The 20,347-nt window shown below is 37.8% G+C and carries 10 protein-coding genes; 8 read left to right on the top strand and 2 right to left on the bottom strand.

Annotated features, from left to right (window positions below):
* The first annotated feature begins 19 nt into the window (after positions 1 to 19).
* The 3 genes from EC604_RS14490 to EC604_RS14500 all read left to right on the top strand — a co-directional run bounded on the left by EC604_RS14490 (position 20) and on the right by EC604_RS14500 (position 3,069).
* Complete coding sequence (locus EC604_RS14490; RefSeq protein ID WP_161556935.1) at positions 20 to 871, top strand: FkbM family methyltransferase; 852 nt, start codon at positions 20 to 22, stop codon at positions 869 to 871.
* 2 nt (positions 872 to 873) lie between these two features.
* The gene (locus EC604_RS14495) at positions 874 to 1,827 is read left to right on the top strand and encodes a class I SAM-dependent methyltransferase (protein WP_123064832.1); all 954 of its coding nucleotides are present in this window, start codon (positions 874 to 876) and stop codon (positions 1,825 to 1,827) included.
* A gap of 207 nt (positions 1,828 to 2,034) precedes the next feature.
* Complete coding sequence (locus EC604_RS14500) at positions 2,035 to 3,069, top strand: hypothetical protein (protein WP_123064833.1); 1,035 nt, start codon at positions 2,035 to 2,037, stop codon at positions 3,067 to 3,069.
* 337 nt (positions 3,070 to 3,406) lie between these two features.
* Here the strand turns inward: EC604_RS14500 and EC604_RS14505 are convergent, their stop codons facing one another.
* On the bottom strand, positions 3,407 to 4,327 hold the full coding sequence (locus EC604_RS14505) for a ketopantoate reductase family protein (RefSeq protein WP_123064834.1): 921 nt from the start codon (positions 4,325 to 4,327) through the stop codon (positions 3,407 to 3,409).
* A gap of 156 nt (positions 4,328 to 4,483) precedes the next feature.
* Between EC604_RS14505 and EC604_RS14510 the strand changes: the two genes are divergently transcribed.
* The 4 genes from EC604_RS14510 (at position 4,484) to EC604_RS14525 (ending at position 8,185) form a co-directional block, all read left to right on the top strand.
* Positions 4,484 to 5,059, top strand: a complete 576-nt coding sequence (locus EC604_RS14510) for a TetR/AcrR family transcriptional regulator (protein WP_123064835.1) — start codon at positions 4,484 to 4,486, stop codon at positions 5,057 to 5,059.
* Positions 5,060 to 5,688: 629 nt separating this feature from the next.
* The gene (locus EC604_RS14515; protein WP_123064836.1) at positions 5,689 to 6,414 is read left to right on the top strand and encodes a hypothetical protein; all 726 of its coding nucleotides are present in this window, start codon (positions 5,689 to 5,691) and stop codon (positions 6,412 to 6,414) included.
* Between the two features lie 1,134 nt (positions 6,415 to 7,548).
* Positions 7,549 to 7,923 (top strand): helix-turn-helix domain-containing protein, encoded by a 375-nt coding sequence (locus EC604_RS31005; protein ID WP_161556936.1) that lies wholly within the window; start codon positions 7,549 to 7,551, stop codon positions 7,921 to 7,923.
* 19 nt (positions 7,924 to 7,942) lie between these two features.
* Positions 7,943 to 8,185: an acyl carrier protein gene (locus EC604_RS14525; RefSeq protein WP_123064838.1), complete on the top strand. Its 243-nt coding sequence runs from the start codon at positions 7,943 to 7,945 to the stop codon at positions 8,183 to 8,185.
* Positions 8,186 to 9,265: 1,080 nt separating this feature from the next.
* Here EC604_RS14525 and loaP read toward each other — a convergent pair.
* Positions 9,266 to 9,871 (bottom strand): antiterminator LoaP, encoded by a 606-nt coding sequence (loaP, locus tag EC604_RS14530; RefSeq protein ID WP_123064839.1) that lies wholly within the window; start codon positions 9,869 to 9,871, stop codon positions 9,266 to 9,268.
* Positions 9,872 to 11,286: 1,415 nt separating this feature from the next.
* Here loaP and EC604_RS14535 point away from each other — a divergent pair.
* On the top strand, positions 11,287 to 20,145 hold the full coding sequence (locus EC604_RS14535) for a non-ribosomal peptide synthetase (RefSeq protein WP_123064840.1): 8,859 nt from the start codon (positions 11,287 to 11,289) through the stop codon (positions 20,143 to 20,145).
* Positions 20,146 to 20,347 lie beyond the last annotated feature (202 nt).

Raw genomic sequence — 20,347 nt, forward strand, 5'->3', positions numbered from 1 at the left:
GGTTGAGAGGGTGAAGTGGATGAGCAGGATGGAGTACAAGAGCTTTTCGACGCAGACAGAGGCTACTGCCAAGAAGCGGCTGCACAACGGGATCGAAATCTATCAAAACAACGAAGGCGAGACCGAGTTCCTCTACAACGAGATTTTCCAGAAGGAGATGTATTTCAAGCACGGGATTACGCTTCCGGATCATGGCACAGTCATGGACGTCGGGGCAAATATCGGCATGTTCACCCTGTATGTCAGTAGCAAGAGCAACTGCAGGGTATATGCCTTTGAGCCACTGCCTCCGACGTTTAAGCTCTTGGAGATGAATACGAACTCGCTGCCTCGCGTAACAACGGTTAACGTCGGACTTTCCAATGAGATTAAGGAAGCGGAGTTTGCCTATTTTCCTACGATGTCCACGGATTCTGTACAGATCAAATACCGGGAGAACCACGATCAGGATCTCCGATACGGGTTAATCAACCATTACCGGGATCATTTCGACGACCCGCGCATGCTAAACCGGTTTGTGGATCAACTTATGTCGCCGAAGTTTCTGAATGAACAAATCCATCGATGCAAGCTAACTACGATCTCTGAAATGATTCGTTATTACGATATGAACGCCATTGATCTGCTCAAAATCGATGTGGAAAAAAGTGAATTTGAGGTCCTGGAAGGCATAGAGCCGGAGGATTGGGGTAAAATCAGGCAAATTGTAATGGAGGTACACGGACTGGACGGAGAACAGATCAGCAGGCTTGAGAACATCTTCCGAACCAACGGCTTCAATGTCTTGATCGATTACTACGAAGACTTGAATATCCCCGATTATTTTAATGTGTACGCGTTAAATCAAATGCATATATCGGCTGGGGGATAGCCATGCTACAGCATCTGCATGCAAGGTTGGTATGCTCCAGCTGCAAGGGTGTGCTGGTCCAGTCGGAGGCGTTGATGCAATGCTGTAGCTGCGATGCGGTATATACGATCAATGATCGTTATGTATCGATGCTCGACCCGCGTGAGCAGGTTACCCACCCTTCCGAATGGAACCGGAAAGAGGCTGAAATTCGGGATTATAGCGAGATTTCGCACTCCCTTGCGCTGTCCGGTATAGGCCGATTCGCCACCTTCTTAAATTATGGTTACGTCCCGGACGGGAGTGAGCAACATGCGGTGATCGAGCCGGGCGATGCATGGAATAGAAACTCAGTCAAGCTGCTGCTTGAGACAGTGGGCAGGACGGAGATTCGGGAGCGGCAGGTGATCGACATCGGATGCGGCAGGGGAGGGAATATAGCAGCTCTGTCTAAATATTTCAAGCCGTTGTCTACTGTCGGTCTCGACATCTGCCCGGCGAATATTGCCTATTGCAATGCCAAATCCCGAGAAGGGGAATTATTTTATCTCGTCGGCGATGCGGAGAATATACCGTTTGCAGACGAGAGCTTCGATGTGGTGTTAAATATAGAATCCGCACATGCCTATCCGAACCGATCACGATTCTATGATGAGGTGTACCGGATCATGAGAGTTGGCGGTGTATTTCTGTATACGGAGCTGATGCAGGCAGATGGGGTAGCACAGAACGTCAGGCTGTTAGAGGAAGCAGGCCTGTCTGTAATCCGCAATCAGGATGTGACTTCGAATGTTCTTCTATCATGTGATGAGAGTGCGAAGCAGCGTACTGGCACACAAGGGATTGCGAGCAACGCCAAAGCGAGCACGAATATTGGAGATATTCATGATTTCATCGCATTGCCCGGCTCGAAGAAATATGAAGAGATGAAGGCTGGAACGCGGCAATACCGTATGATGAACCTTGTTAAGAGGTAATCGAGCTGTAATATCGACAATAATTTTAGGTCGTGTCTGAAAACTCTGAAGGCGGCAGATTTTGCTGAATTTTCGTTCCAAGCCAGGAAGTTTTCCGCAGGCGTGCCGGGGCACGTCAAGGGAAAGTGACGTAGCAGGGGGCGAAAAGGCGGTAAAAGATGCACTTCAGTAGGTTTCAAGACACGTCCTAGTATAGGAGAAATATGTATGGAAGAAATTGTTTCCCTGGACACCTTTCAGCCCTTCGACGGCATGACAAAAATGTTTCCTCATCATAATTTTCCTTATTTTAATTGCGAATACAATTTGTTGTTGACACTTGCCAGATATTTCAAAAAAGATGAGTTGCCGATTTTGAATAATGTCATTACTATTTATAGATTTGATAAACAAAAAATACAAACAAGAGGATATTTCAAGTTAGAGGTGTTGAATCTTGAGGAGGGAGATCAAATCCTTGAGGATATGGGGATCTCTATTCGTAAAAAATCCCCTGCACTAGGTACGTTACAAGATGAGATCATAAACTCTATTTCTAGTGGTCATCCGATTTCCATATTTATTGATTTATTTTATCAACGCGGGAGAGACTTTTACTATAACAAAAAACATGGACTGCACCCTGTTTTTGTGTATGGCTTCAATCTTGCGAACGAGGAAATATATACGGTTGATGATATTACAGAATACAGACAATATTCTCTGCCATTTTCAGAATTTAAATGGTCATGCATGACTTCGGAACACGTAAAGATGCCAGACTACTTTTGGGAATATGCGCTAGTACCCCCCGGTAATCATGAGATCTTGAACAATAAGAAGTCAGCAGACACAACCATAAATACATTCGTAGAAAATATGTGCAGGTATCAAAATGAAATAACGGAAAGTTTGAATAATATACTGTTGCTCGCAGAAAATTATGAGCTCATTATAAAAAATGAAACGATTATAGAAACACTGAGCAGTACGATTTATAGAAAATGTTCTGAGAAATACAGGTTAAATACTCTCTATAAGTACAACATTGATCATATCAATGCAAAACATACGCTTGACCCGTTATTGGACCAAATTATTCATGACTGGAAGACAGTAAGGATCTATTCGAATAAAGCCATCATGTCCCAAAAGTTCACTGGGGAAATCATAGACAAGTGCATTGGTTTATTTACAAAAATATATACGAATGAAGTACATTTTAATAATCAATTATTTTTAATGTTAAAGGCTTATAGGTAAAATCACATCTAATATTGCTATAAATGAGCCGCATCAACAGGCATACTGTGCGTGTGTCTTTTCATCGTATGAAAACCGCCGCGAACAGAGAAGCCGCCGCCGCTGTCTGCATCAACACTTTAAACACAAACGGCAGAGATGCCGTTTTTTTTTTTGATTTTGTTACAGCACACTAGTCATGTGGAGTCGGTGGCGATGTTGGTAAGGATATAGTGTTTTAGCGGGCAATGGATGAGCCTTCCGTTCGTCGGAGGGAGAATCGTTTTATATAATCATAAGTAGATTGATGTTAGTCTGAACAATATCAAGTTGTCGATTTTTTCAGCTGTCAATAGCTTTAATGTTGTTCAATGTTTTCAACTGCCGTAATAAGGCGTGGTAAAGGTATGCCTAACTTTTTGGCTTCTCTCACAACTTCAAGTACCGCAAAATTTGGTTTGCTGTTGTTGTATTCGATGATAAGCCGTGGTATGCTGCCCTTTGCCAAAATAACCTTGTTAAAAAGCGTACTGAGAAGTGGCGCCGGAATCTTAGTCAGCAGTAGGGAAATCATATCAATCTTAGCACCTCTTGCTTTAAGTACAGGTGCAATTTCTCTCATATTTTTCCCAACATTGGCAAATGAGTCACGATGGTTCAAGAGTGCTGGAAAACTTCCTCGTCTCAACACCTCGGTTTCCATAGCTGCATTCATGGCAAAGTGATTCCACAGCCAGTTTTGCATATCCTTTATCCAACTAATTTTAAAATGGGCACTTTCAAATAGATCTTTGACCTTGTTGTTTAATTGTTCCGTGCCTGCCCGTGGTTTTTCAAGAAATAGCATTTTCAAAAAGCCGCCTCTAAGCCTATTGTCCGCAATGCCGCCGCCGGCTCCTGGGAACCCAAAGACAACATTGTTCATAGACAAAGGTGAGATCGATGATTTCAAATCTTGCCAAATGTTATTGAATATGAGGACAGGGGTGTTTCCAGCAACGGTCGATAGTAATTGTGCTGCTTTTGGAAGTTGTTCCGTGTTGACACTTACAATAATGAGATCATAATTTGGGTTAATCTCCTCATGCAGTTTGACGTTCCAGCTTTCTTGTATGAGCTGTTTCCCTCTTCGCGCATCCCACATTTCAAGCTCTATATGGCTTCCGAAGGTTTCTTTTCTCCCTTTTCTTACGTAAAACTCTACTGTGTGCCCTGCCTTTTCAAAAGCCCAAGCATATTGGGTCGATATGACACCTCTACCGAAGAATAAAATTCTCATATTACCTCCTAAAAATGTAATTTATCCTCGTTAATAATCCAACAACGTGTTGTATAATGTTATTGTATGGATTCACTATACGGTCATCAACCATCAGATTTTTTATATCTGTCGTATGATGGGTTAGACGGATGGAATAGAAGACGGAGGGAAATCATGCATAAGCAACCTGAAATGACGGACAAAACAAGGCAGACATTTGTTAATGTATTCTGCGATTTATACAGCCGAAAACCCATCGAGAAAATATCCATTCAAGAGATTGCTAAGCAATCAGGATATAATCGCAGTACATTTTATCAATACTTTACGGATATCTATGAGTTGTTGGACTATGTTGAAGAACGTATCTTGAAGTCCATTAACGAGGAAATGGCAGGCAGAGAGTTTTCCACACATACTTTCCAAGATGCACTTCAGTGCTTGGAAAATGCAGAGGACATTGCAATTCTGAAAGCCCTCTTGGGCGACTATGGCTCTGTACATTTTATAGAACGCCTGAAAAGGGAAATTCCCTTTGAGCGATTGATTGTGGATTTTCCATCAGATGATGCTTTGGCACCATATATCATTGAGTTTTACATATCAACATTAATATCTATGTTTCGCCTTTGGATACGCAACGGCAAAGATCTATCATCAGAAGAATTGGTCGGACTGATTGATAGCCTATTTGCAAAGGGGATAACGCCATATCATATTTTTGGATCGGTCAATCCTCGGCGCCAATGAATCGAATAAAAAGTAAGGGGACGAGGAAAAAGAAAAAGAAAAAGAGAATGAGAATGAGAATGAGGGACTTGCTGCAATAGAATCCCTGGTACTTGGGGATGTTTCCTATAATAGACACTGTCACAAGGCCATGGATCGTTGATGTTAAACGGCGATAACAGCAGATAAATCAATATATGCGATGACGAAAAAGCCATATTCCTGTGCTTTTTTGCTAATATAACAGAAACCCTGATAATAGAATCGTTACTCGCATACGACACATTTGGAATGCATAGTATTGATGGTAAGAAATGAAATGTGACGGTACTGCTCAAAAAAGTAAATGAAATATAACAACCATTGTCTTGAAAAGCCTAGCCTAATCAGGTCTGGGCTTTTTATTGTGCACTGTAAAAGCCTCTCTACAAGGGGGAGCACGCTACTTTTTGACATAATTCGATAATATAATTACAAATTTTTACTCGATAATGGTAGTATATACTTAAATTTAATTAGTTGAAGGAGGGTATCATATAGAATGTCGAAATTCACCGTTCCGCTCGGACTGTTGCGAAAAATTAACATGGTAGGGAAATTGCATTGTACATTTTTTACGATAAGTTAAACTAAAGGGTGGCGTACATTTAATGAAGGCTAAAATTCTATTCTTTGTATTATTTGTTTCTTTAGGAGTAAGTGTTGCGCTGTATGTATTAACTAAATATGATTTGGTTGAAAAGGGAAGTGCGAGTAGTAACTCAGATTCACTAGAATTACCAGCAAGTGAACATGTTATAGAAGAAGAGAATACATATGAATCAAATGCAGCAAACGGAATGGTTGACAAGAAACTCGAAGCAGAATCATCGAATACCGAATATATCTATTATTTAACAGATGATAAAATCATTGAGGCGATCAATGACGGAAAAAAAACTAATAAGGCATTTCGTGAGAGTTTTAAATTACCCTTATTATCATCGACCAGCAAGGATAGTACGTTTGAATACATGGATGTTTTTATCAACACACCGTACAGATTGGTGACAGCACATTCATATAATCAATATATGCAGTACGATAAGACGGCATCTATTGATGATGTTAGGAGCTTGATCAACTATGATTCTATTTCATTTACTGCTTATGTGCTGAGTGGAACGGCTAGGATGCTAGCTACCGAATTGATACAGGACGGAACAGTAATTGAATCATATAAGATTGATAATAATGTGAAAGGAGATATGAAGACTAGCTATTTTTCCGTAGATGCTATCGATTTCCGGGAACCCGCTATTCTGAAAATATATGAAAAAAGCAATCCTTCAAACTACTCTGAATTTCAGATTTCTTTTGAGGATCATGTTAAATAGAACTTTATTGGAATAGTGCATGTAGAGTCGGTGGCGATATTGGTGAGAAAAGTTTAAATGAGATGTGATGGTTATAGAACCCTTTCAACATGACGGAAGGGTTCTGTTTTATATGGGTAATTATGAAGAAGTTTAATTCATATTAAATTCAGAGCAGTTGTACAGCGGAAAGTATCGTTCGATTGAAGAAGGAACTCAAGCAGTTCATGAAGTTAGACGAACTGACTCCTGAGATGGTATATAGGTTTTATTGATAAGATTGAAGTTCAAGCGGATGGCTCGGTAAACATTCACTACAAGTTTACCGCCACCTCTCTTCTTACGGCTTAAATTACAGCGACCGACACTCAAGTCATGTGGAATGAGTAGTGTCACCATTGCTTATCAGTTCTACATTGTTGAAGAACGGATAACTTTCCGATACGTGAACCGAGTCGATGCTGAAGGTCTTTTCAATAGAATAAGTATATTGGACGATGAGGGTCATGTTTACCTTCACTCAGAGCCAAGGGAAGATTATATGGGGATTTTAAACCATAGCATATCGACAACGGGTTCCTTAAGAATTATGAACGATATGGTATGATACAAAATGGCGTAGGCTAAGCATTTAGGGAAGGTGATGGCGAAGGAATTTCCCGGCAGTACGCGCAAAATATACGCCGTTATTCTATGGACATGATGTGCTTACAAGAAACACAGATATATCCTGAAATATAGTGATTGGCCTTACCTTGGAACAACCATTGGCCAAATCAACTTGACGGGTTTGTTATTTTTTTTTATCATAGCAAATATGGTAACTTTACCCTGAAATATGAAATGAGGTTCCTGAAGTTCAAATGGTAGGAACCTGTTTATTAATGAGGGAGTTGCTAAATAGATGACTAAATGACCAAACCAGTGCAACAATGAGTAGTGTGACATCTGGATTTAGTTGGTGAAAATGGGTAATTACATGTAAATATATGTAACTACTACTCTTAAAAGGCGAGTATTATGACTATCTTTGTACGAGATCTGAGCAGAGAGAAGGCAAATGCCTGCTTTATCAGCTTGATTAGTAAATTAGTGTATAGTAATGTTGCTACAACATGAGAATTATTATGAGACTAATAGATGGATGGATACTCTATGAGCAAAAATCTCTCTGGGGCAATTGATTGTAGGTTAATTAAAGTCAATCGGTATATTCGTGAAAATTATAGTCAGCCTCTTTGTTTACATGCATTGTCAGACATAATACAATGTCATCCTACATATCTTTGCAACACATATTCAAAAGTATTCAAAATTTCACCTATGAAGTATTTACAAAGTATTAGAATGATAAAGGCTGCAGAGCTATTGACGCAATCCAATGATCCTATTGGTGAAATTGCTAAAAAGCTTGGTTATATATCCAATTCGCAGTTTACAGACTTATTTAAAAGGTGGTATGGAGTTCCACCCATGATGTATCGTTCCATAAATTCTTCAACAAGCTGTTTCTGTGACGAAAAATCATAAAAGACAGGTGAAGACTGTAATGGATCAACATGCTATGAGATTAAAAATATTGAGTAATTTACAGGAAATATTAGAAATTAGTGATGATATAATGCCAGATGAGAATTTGGAAGCGATTGGGCTAAATTCTTTAAAATCAATCATATTAATTGTGAAACTAGAAGAGGGATTCGAAGTGACATTCAATGATGAAGAGTTGTTGTTCGAAAACTTTTCTACCATTAATAGGATAATACAGAGTCTTCAGTCTACAAGTATTTAGGGAAAAAATTTAAGCCATTGTTATATAACTCGACTTTCACAACTTAAAAACGGCAGATATTCTTTGATATAGCTGGGTACAGCGGTAATCAACTTTTTTAAATTAATGCTGGACCAAACTGAAGATCCAATACTGTGAGGGGAGTAAGACTTAGCTCACTTGAAGTAAGCTTCATTATTCCATTGCTTACCATAGATACGATGCGTTCTTAAGCCGGAAGCTTTAGGTTTGTCGACAGTTGAGCCAGCCATTCATTGTTCTTCGGACGGCGACGACAATAAGCACAATCACAAAAATGTTGGAAGTAAATTCCGTGCGGATATGACATGGAGCGTCACTCCTGGATCAGGGCGTATGTGTTAACCAGCTGTTCATCAGGGTGACGCCTGCTTTAATGGCATTAACGAGCTTCTCGGCGCTAGCGTTTCTACCGTGTATGAACCAACCTTAAGGTTGGTCTTCAGTTGTGGTTTTTGGGTGTTGCACAAACTCGTGTTCTACCATGTATTTGCTAACATCTTTCGTCTGATTTTCAGGCGTTCTGCGATAGCCGCCAGCTCCAGCCCTTTCCCCGCTTTTTCTTAATCCTCTCGTTTAAGTATCTCCGGTTCCACATCCTTCACTGTATCGCACACGCCGGCTGTTTCAGTGCATGTACGCCGTCCTCATACTTTTATATCGTTTCAAAGAATGCACATAAGATGTTAACCTTCAACTATTTAAATCAGTTGCCTAGCCGCAAACTTCACAAAACAAGGCCTTTAGCCATGTGGGTTCTAGTTTGCGTGGCATCTGTCACTGTCGTCTATTGCAAACTACAGGTTTACAGTATGCACTGCACCTGAACATACACGCACCATTCTCTTGCAGAAACTGATGCACTTTTGTGAGCTATTCTCTAGATGAATCGCAGATATAGCTCCATCTAACGCCGTCTCGATTTATCAAAGGGTGACTCAAGAAGGGCAACGGACAACCACTCGCACAACCAATACTGCCTTTTTAGATCTTAGAGCGAGCAGGTTGTTAAGCGGTATCCAAGCTTCATATACGGTGTTACGTGACATTATTTTTGCAGGTTCAGGGACCTGTAGGATCAATATATTCTCTTGATGATAACAATTCGATACCAACATCCATTGCTATCTCATTTCCCATAAAATTAAGGAGAATTTTAACTCTTTTTTTGTGTTTATTTACTTTTTTGATTATTCCCTCCTTTCCTTTTAAAGGACCGGATTGGACGATTACTTTAGAATTTATAAAGTACACTCTCGAATAATCAATTACTTGTTCATCTCCAAGAAGTTGTAATACTAATGACATTTCGTTATCACTGATTTCTGAAAAGAGGTATGTAGGTTCTGGATGCTTTTGCTCAGTATCATGTACAACTCTTGTATTTATCTGATTGTTTGTCTCTTTGTTATTATACATATTCAATAACCTATAATATTTAGGTATCTCTTTTAATTTATAATATATAGTAGTATTCATTTGTGTGTGTATCAATACGTACCCAGGAAATAATGGTTTATCAATATGAAAATATTTACCTTTTCTTTTTTCGCAAATTTTTCGTTTTGGAACAAGAGTGCGTACTGTGGGCTCATCAATATACTTGTTAATTAATGTTTGAACCAACTCTTCTTTACCAGCTTCAACAAATAGTGCATACCAGTGCATGTATTACGCCTCCTTCTTATTATTTACACTACTATATTAGATTAACAATAAAAAGCTATTCTTTAAAATCAGATACTATAATTCGGCAATGTAAAGGTAGCAAAAATAAGTGAAATTTAATTTGTCATGATAATCCGGCAGATTTAAAAGCAATACCTATTACTCAATAACTTGACTCTTGTAAAAACTAGAAATGATCTCGAAAAAAGGACAGACGTGTCGTGAGTACTGTAAAACAAGGCTATGCGCGGTGTAGTGAACATGGTTAAGAATGTAAAATGAAGTCCTGTCTTCGCGAGCTTAACTGGTCGAAGCCAAGCAGTTCCTTAAAATATTGGTAACCTGTCTCTATGTGCCAGCATGTTTGGTGGTACGTCAAGATGGTCACAAGATGAAGCGTATATACCGTACACGCGATATAAAATGGAGATCGCTGATTGAGATCCGATAGCTTCTCATGAATGGAGGCATTCAGTTCGGGGAGTGATAAGAAGGTTTGATTGCGAAGTGTGGTGATGATCCAGGAGGTACTCTCCCTTGATGGATTATGCGCTACATCGAGCGACACATTGCTCCATTCTTCCAGAGAATCCGTTAAGTGGCTCTCCCCATTAACTATGCGGCTCTATTCGATTAACTTGGTGGCCCTCACTCATTAACTTGTTGGCTCAATTAGCGTTAACTTATCTCCAGCAACTGATCGTTATGATCCGCGAAATCGCCACGAAGACTGGAAAGAATACTTTCCTTGGATACACCTTCAACTAGACCTACGGTTTGCCGGATTGCTTAAATGCTTCAAGGATTATTCGATGATGTCATGTTTAGAAAATTAAATAAGTATAATAAGGTATTATGAATTTCCGGTTTACAATATAATACAAATCGTATAAAATTGTATTGGAATGACAATTGGGCATTACAACAACCTGTTTTACTATGATAATCGTTGTTTCGGCACGTTATTAATAACAGGGGACATATATATATATAATTGAATGCGGTTACACTGGATGAATGGGCGAAGCTGTGTCTGTTTTTCCCACTGACGTCACATCACATATTCTATTATTTGGAGACATGCACCCTTGAGGTGTGTTTTTTTTGCAACAACACAACATGCTGTTGCGGATTCGGGTACTATCAGTTTGATATCGCTACTACTTTTTTGCATTTGGACTTGGATGAAAGAAAGGCTTTACTTGAGGAATACTCAACAAATAGAATTGATTCGGAACTTTTCTTCTATCAAATGAATGCTTTCATCATATTGGCCATTGCCAGAAATTTTGCATTCGTGTCAAAAAATCCAGAGGAGTATGAGTACCTAACGAATGCCATTCAGGAGTATATAAATTTTTACTGTATGCCATATATGAAAAGATTAGCAGAATTTTATCTCAGGAGGTTTAACAATGTCTATTGTCTCGCAGAGCAATGTGCAAAATATTCTCCCGCTTTCACCAATGCAGCAGGGAATGTTATATCATTACCTGAGTAACGAAGAAAATAATAATTATTTTGGACATTTAACTATAAATATTAATGGCGAAGTTGATTATAAAACTTGTGAGCTTGCATGGAATCATGTTGTAGAAACCAATGAGATGCTCCGAACAGTATTCAGATGGGAAAAAATAGAACATCCTGTACAAATTATGCTTAAAAGTTACTATATGCGAATTAAGATAATCGATTTAGTGGATTATACGAACGAAGAGAAACGATTGTATATTGATCGTGATTTACAGAAGAGGGTGGATTTAAAACAAATCCCATTCAGTGTTACTCTATATAAAATGGGTTTAAATCAATACAAGATGATCATTAGCAATCATCATATTTTGTATGACGGGTGGAGCAATGCAATCATATTAAAAGAATTTTTTTATTATTATCAACAACTGCTTCACAATCAACAAGTGTCCCTGTTTTCGAAGGGAGAGTTTAAAGATCACGTAAAGCAAGTAGTGCAATCCCAAAGTGTAGATTCGAATAAATTTTGGAGTGAGTACTTGGAGAGTTATACTCATAACTCCATATTCCCACAAGAAAATCGTTTAAAAAGTGAAATGACGGAAATTACTGAGCAAGGGAATATTAGCTTAGATCTTTTAGTAAGTAAGAAAGCGCTAGAGGAGGCTGCTGCCAAGATTGGGGTTTCTGAAGCCGCAATTTTTTACACAGCCTGGGGCTTGGTGTTGCAACGTTATTCACGCAGAGACGATGTGATTTTCGGTACAACTGTATCAGGGAGAAATTCAAATGTTCGGGGCATAGAGAATATTGTTGGTTTGTTTATAAATACACTTCCATTACGAATAAGACCAGAAAGTGATGAGACAGTTAACCAGTTTATCATGCGGCTATCAATTCACCTAAATAAGAGGACAGAATTTGAACAAACATCACTAGTTGATATTAAAAAGTGTTTAAATCAAGTCAATTCGGAAGATATCTTTGATTCTGTTATCGGCATCGAAAATTATCCTGTTGATCATATGTTTTTTCAATCCATTAAAGGAATAGAGATTGAATCAATTTCTATGGATGAGGCCACAAATTATAACCTCACTGCAATTGTTAAATACGGACAAAATAAGTTTTCGCTTAAAATAATGTATAAAAAAAGCTGTATAACTGAAGAAATGGCAATTGGTATAGTGAAATTTTTCGATGAAGTTATTCAAAGGATAATTGTACACCAAAACAAATCAATGACTGAATTAATGGAACTGATATCAGAAAACTTATTCAAAGAGGCAAGTCTGCTGCCGTTAACTCCAATTCAAAACGAATTACTCTATAGCTGTCTGAAGAATCCTGCAGACAACTATCATCGTCTAACATACTATCAGATCATACATGAAAAGCTTGAAATTGACCAATGGTGTGATGCATTGAGTCAACTAGAAGACATATATCCAATATTGAAAAGCGAGCTAGTAGAACAAAATGGGATTCATTATTTGAAGTTATCAGACGAAATAGACATAAAGAATAGATTCTATTATGAAGAAATTTCTCATTATTCAGTAAATTCTAAAAAATTATCATTAATAGATTTGAAGCCAATTGTAGTCCAATTCACAGATAGAATAACTCATTCAATCAAATTACCACTTGTTCAACATTATTTAATTCGATTAAGTCCACAGTGTTATATCGCAATAATAAATATACATCATCTAATATTTGATGGTGCTTCTGCTCGCATTTATTTTAAAAATCTTCTCGAATGTTATCGTGGCGAATCGAAGAAAATCAAATCGGTAACAAAAGAAGAGTACTTAAAAACAACAGTAAAAGTAATAGAATCATATAATAAAAAGGATACGATACAATTCTGGGAAGAAAGGCTCAAACAGACTGAGAAACTACAAGCCAATATCCTCCCCCCTATAAACAAAGGACAAGAGGAAGCTTTGGTTTTGTCTTTGGATGAATATAACGCAATTAAAAAGTTTTGTAAGCAAAATGGAGTTTCTGTTCCTCTCTATTTTAAAGGATTATATGCATATTTATTAAGTGTTTATTTTAGAGAAAGGAATCTACAGTTTTTTGAAATCGTTTCAGGGAGGCACAGATGGGGGGAAGAGATAGTTGGTTGTTTCTACGGAGTGCTTCCGGTTGTTATAGACCTTGGGTCGGTTTGCAACGAGGTAGTGGAGTTCTTACAATGCTTAAGAATACAAAAGAAATCCCTTAATAATCACGATATGGTCTCTATTATGGAACTAAAAAGGATCATAGGTGATCAAGGGGTTTCTTTCTTTTATAATTTTCAAAACTTTTTTTTCAATAGTGAAACGGATCAAACGTATATTGAGGATATCATTAATTATGCAGCTGAAGAAATTCATTTGCTGGTAGCTGAAACTGCAGCTGGAATTAGACTGAAACTAACCAACAGTACCAGTTCAACGAACTTGAATGGTTTTTTGTCCGTACTGCAGAATATAAGTCGTCAAATTATCAAAGGAGTTAATAAGTTCGATCAAATAAAGTTCGATAATGTAGGCAACGTTATACCGGCTCACTTTGTAGCTGTACAAAACAATATGACAATTCATGAATTACTAGAAGAAAAAGTAAAAGTAAGGGCGGATCAGGTAGCCGTATGGTTTAACGGAATCACATTAAGTTATGCCGAATTACAGGATTACTCTAACAGAGTATGTAATTTTTTGGTTCATTCACAAGGGGTTTTGCCCGGTGAGAATATAGGGGTTTTACTCGATCGATCCGAGAAGATGATTGTAGTAATTTTAGGTATATTGAAGGCGGGCGCCACTTATGTTCCGATTGACCTATCGTACCCAACTGAGAGAATACTTCATATTATTAATGATGCCCATATTAATACCGTCATGTGTGATACCCAACTCCCTCAGACAAGTCAATATAATTGCATAAATATTGAAGAGCTGTGGGATCAATTGCAAACTGTTTCAAGCGAAACACATCGCAATGGAAATAACAATGATGACATTCCTGCTTATATTATCTACACATCAGGAACAACGGGAAATCCTAAGGGAGTAATAGTAACACATAAGAATGTAGTAAGTCTTCTCTCTAATATAAATTCTCTATTTCAGCTAAATAATAGTAGAGAAGTATGGACAATGTTTCATTCGATATGTTTCGACTTTTCCGTATGGGAAATGTTTGGGTGCTTAATTACTGGGGGGAAACTCGTAATTGTTCCAAATTCGATTACTAAGGATTATGAGCAATTCGCAACACTAATTGCGGAACAAAAGGTTACAGTATTAAATCAAGTCCCGTCTTCGTTCTATCATCTATCTTCTGAAATTCTAAGAGGTAAGATTGACTATAAGAATATAGAATTAAAGTATGTTATTTTTGGTGGTGAGGCATTAAATAGCTCCATGTTAATCGACTGGATTAATGTCTATCCTTCTATAAAACTAGTGAATATGTACGGCATTACTGAAACGACAGTACATGTTTCATATAAAGAACTTTCTAAGGAAGACATAAATACTGGATGCAGGAGTATTGGCAAACCAATTCCTTCCCTAAATCTTTATATTGTAGACGATAAAATGAGACGACTGCCTCCTGGAGCAATAGGCGAAATTGTCATTGGGGGTGGTGGAGTAGCAGCGGGGTATCTGAATCAGCAAGACTTAACCAGTAAAAAATTTGTTACGGCAGCCATACAGGGGATTGAACAAAAATACTATAGATCCGGTGACGTTGGATTAGTCCTGCCTGATAACGACGAAGTTATTTGCCTTGGCAGAGCAGATGAGCAAGTAAAAGTTAGAGGTTTTCGCATTGAAGTGTCAGAGGTTGAGAATGCGTTGGTGAGACATGGGAAAGTTTGTTCGACCGTGGTTACTGCAGAAAATGATAGCATGGGTAATAAGATTCTTGTAGCATATCTAACACTTAACAGCACTCTACTAGTTCAAGATATTCGTTCACATTTGAGCGAGATTGTCCCTTACTACATGATGCCATCCAGGTTCACGGTTGTAAGCGAAATTCCATTAACAAGGAATGGTAAGGTAGATAAAAAAGCACTTTCGTTAATTCAAGGCTATAGTTTGGATCAAACGGAATCTTACTCTCCCGCAACTACAACCTTGGAGATTGCTCTAATGGAGATTTGGGCTGAACTCCTCGGTATACAACCTAATGGGATAGAGGATGATTTCTTTTTACTCGGAGGGCATTCTTTAAATGTAATATCATTAGTATCTATTATGCATAAACGATTTAACGTAAGAGTACCCATAAATAAAATTTTCGAATATTCGACAATTAGAAAGTTAGCCTGGTATATTGAGGCTGAATCCCAAAACAACATTGAGAGTAATCTAGATACAGCAGCTAATTCAATTCCCAAATCAGCAGAAGGTATAGAGTATTATCCTTTATCATCTGCCCAAAAAAGGATATTTTTCTTATCTAAAACCAATGTGCATACGGCATACAATATCACTGGAGCATTACATATTAGGGGGAGGATAGATCTTAATAAAGTAGAGAATATTTTTAATAAATTGATCCAACGGCATGAGATGTTAAGAACCGGATTTGAAATTATTCAGGATGAACCTGTACAAAAAGTGTATTCACATGTTGACTTTTCTCTAGAACGGTTTGTTGCTCATACTAAGCTTGGACAATATAAATTGTTGCGTAAATTTATACGGCCGTTTCAGATTGAGAAACCAGGCCTAATTAGAGTGGGGGGGGTAGAAATAGGAGATAATGAATATCTTCTGATGATTGATATGCACCATATAATCGCTGACGGCATTTCAGTTAACGTATTAATAGAAGAATTCATGGAATTATACCAAGATAACGCAAAACTGGATACCCCAACTTTGACGTATAAAGATTACGCGGAGTGGCAGCAAAACATTATATATGATGAAGGGGTTAAACAATATTGGAAAAAGGTGTTTGAGGATGGAATTCCACTACTAGACATGCCTTCAGATTCCGTACGGCCAATGTATAATGACTACTCGGGTGACAGCTATACGTTTGAAATTCCTGGTATGTTAATGGAGCGATTACGCGGAGTAGCCTTGGAGAATAATACGACCTTATTCATGTTACTACTAGGTGCATATTATGTTTTCCTCCATAAATATAGCGGATGCGAAGACATTGTTGTTGGTGTGCCTGTTTCTGGTAGAGATAATTTGGAATTGGAAAATATTGTAGGTCTATTTGTGAATACAGTACCAATTAGAATCCAAATCAATTCAGAGAAAACTTTCAGTGAACTACTACACAATGTTAAAACGAACACCATAGACATTTTTGATAATCAAAAATTACCTTTAGAAGTACTTGTAGAATTGCTTAACGTGAAGCGTGATATCAACAGGAATCCGATATTTGATACTACTTTTTCATTCAATATGACTGATAGCATTAAAATCGAGGGTCTTACTATTAACCCAATTGAAGTAAAATCAAAAACATCAAAATTTGATATGTCTTTGAATGTTAATCGGTCAGGGAACATATGGTTATGCAGTATTGAATATAGCACTCGCTTGTATAAGAAAAAAACGATCGTAAATTGGATGTCAATGTACTTAACTATTTTGGAGAGTATCTCCAATGGTCATTGTTCGTCAATTGGCAATATGAAGATAATTTCTGACATTGAGGAAAAACGAATAAAGGAGGACTTTAACCAAACTCACTATGAATATGATAAAGAGAGCACCATCACTAAACTGTTTGAAAACCAGGTTGTTCGTCTCCTGGATCGAGTCGCTTTAATAATGAATGATCGGCAAATTTCTTATAGGGAGTTACATGAACGATCTAATCAATTGGCAAACTTATTATTAACAATGGAATTGCCTGAGAATCCTATTATCGGCTTAATGGTTAAGAGATCCATTGATATGGTAGTAATTTTGTTAGGGATTCTGAAGGCTGGGGGCGCATATCTGCCAATCGATCCAAACTACCCTATAAATAGGATAAATCACATGTTGACTGACAGCGGTTCTAAGCTCTTGATCGTCGACAGCGAGTGTCCAAGTAATATTTCATTTGAGGGTGAAATAATTGTATTGGAGGATATTCATTACATTGAAGAACAAAAGAAATTAGTCCGTAACAATATTCACTCTAGGGACTTGGCATATCTTATTTACACTTCTGGATCTACAGGGCTCCCAAAAGGGGTTATGGTTGAGCACCGTTCAGTCGTAAATTTATATCATAGTATCAAGAACCGTCTCGAATGGGACGAGTCAAAAACAGTACTTGCTCTAACAACGATCTCTTTTGACATTTTTGTTATAGAAGTAATCTTACCGTTGCTTACAGGGATGAGTGTGGTTATTGCAAGTAGCGAGCAACAATATTTACCTTCAGAAATATTAGGACTAATAAAGAATAATAACATATCGATTGTCCAAATGACACCTTCACGTGCAGAACAGTTATTAATTGAGAACGGTCATAGCGACTTTTTAAGAGATGTTGAGACTTTTCTAATTGGTGGAGAAACATTAAAAATGGGAATAGTGGATAGGTTGCGGACATTAAGCAATGGTAGAGTCTATAACATGTATGGTCCGACAGAAACCACGGTTTGGTCCACGATGAAAGAAATGACTCATACCAATACAGTTAACATTGGTACTCCATTATACAATACAAGAGTCTTTATTTTAGACCATAATATGAAAGTTCAACCAGTTGGAGCGATCGGTGAATTATATATCGGGGGTGATGGGCTCGCGCGCGGATATTTTAACCATGATAGATTAACATCCGAGAAATTTACAAACAGTAATTTCGGGACAATTTATAAAACAGGCGATTTGGCTAAATGGTTACCATCAGGGGAAATTGAACTGTTAGGCAGAACCGACCATCAGATAAAGATCAGAGGGTATCGTATAGATTTGGAGGAAATTGAAAATGTAATTAGCATGTACTTCGAAGGAAGTAGATGTGTAGTATCTGCAAAAGATGATCCCAATGGTCAACTATTTCTCATTGCCTATATTGAAAGAGAGACTAATATTAATAAGAAAGAATTAATAGCTTATTTGCGAGATTTTCTCCCGAATTACATGGTCCCAGTTTGTTTTGTTGCGTTAGATCCGTTGCCCTCTACTCCAAATGGAAAAATAGATCGCGGGGCATTGCCAATGCCTGATGAGATATACGTGACGGAATCGAAATACGAGGAGCCAAGAGACGATCTTCAACAACAAATACTATCATGTTGGGAGGAGATATTACAGGTAGAAAAGATTAGTATTCACGATGATTTTTTCGAAATAGGAGGTAACTCCATCAATGTAATGCTTCTTACGGAACGATTGAATGCTGCATTTAATCAAAATATTCCAATAATTGAATTGTTCAGGTGTTCAACCATCGAAGCGCAATCTCATTTTATAAAGGGACTGTCGATAACTGGAAATGCACCTTTGATTGAGAGATCAATAGAGAAAATATATTATCCTCTATCTGCAGAGCAAAGCAGGATGTATGTCCTTAATCAATTGGAGCCTAACTCAACAAGTTACAATATGCCTGTTCTCCTTAGGATAAAGGGCAGGCTTAATAAAGAAAGATTAGTCAAGGCAATAAATTCATTAGTCGAAAGGCATTCATCTTTGCGAACAAAATTTGATTATGTGAACGGCGATATTGTACAAGTTATCATTGATAATTATTGTGTTGATTTAGAAGAAACAGTTTCTGAACAACAAAACCTGGAGGTTGTAGTTAAACAATTTATCCGGCCCTTTGATTTATCGTCCCAATTGCCGTTAAGGGTTGGATTAATCGAATGTAAAAATGAAGAATTTTTACTGATGTTCGATATGCATCATATTATATCGGATGCTTTATCAATAATGAATATGGCGAAGGAATTCGCTGCATTGTACAGGGAAGAGCCACTCCCTCCATTAGATATAGAGTACAAAGATTATGCAGTTTGGCAGAATCAGGAAAAGGGGGCTGGTCGATTCGATAGTATGGAAAAGTATTGGCTGCAGGAGCTTTCCAATATTAAAGCCAACGAATCCCTTCCAAGTGATTACACTAATCCAGATATAGAAATTGATGGTTGTAAAATAGATGTTTGGTTTAGTGAAACTGAAGCTAAACAGATTAACAATTTGGCAGTGAAGCTAAAGACAACAAAAAATGTAATACTACTCTCAATATATAAAATGCTTATATATCACTTTTCTGGAAATGAGGATATTGTAGTCGGAGTTCCGATAAACGGAAGGTCACAGTTAAATATGGATAATGTCGTTGGGAATTTTGTGAACACATTGCCGATAAGAGTGACGATCCACTCAATTAATCAATTCCAAGACATAGTGGATAAGGTAAAGACGAAAGTATATCAAGCAATTGGTAATCGTGAATACCAATTAGATTGGTTAATTATGAAACTAGGAATCCAGGGTGTCACGGAAAGCAACGCTCTCTTCGATACCGTATTCATTTACCAAGAAGAACCTGTTATACATGGTTTGGAAAAGGATATAGCAATATCGCTTTTCCAGTGGAAGCAAATTGAAACTCAGTTTGATATTCAATTTGTTATATCTGAAGCGACAAAAACAATACGATTGACTATTGAGTACAATAGAAAAAAATATTCGGATGCACTGGTTAAAAAGTATGCCCATTACTACCACGAAGTACTAAAAGTTGTTTTGGCAAATCCAGAGGTTAACATATCGCAATTGAAGCTTATTACAAGCGATTGTGGTAAATAATATTATTAATTTGTTGCTGCTTGTTCTACTAATATAAGACAGGGCAATTCAGGGGGGAAATAAATATCGACTTGCTTCGCCATTTTTCCAAAGTTGAAAATGGCGAAGATTTCGCTGTATCGCCTACAAAATCGACAAGTACCCCCTGCATTTACCTACTTTGCACGAGAGTGTTATGACACGCTGGCAAAACTGGACGACT

It is taken from the genome of Paenibacillus amylolyticus (assembly GCF_003719335.1).
Lineage (GTDB): Bacteria > Bacillota > Bacilli > Paenibacillales > Paenibacillaceae > Paenibacillus > Paenibacillus amylolyticus_D.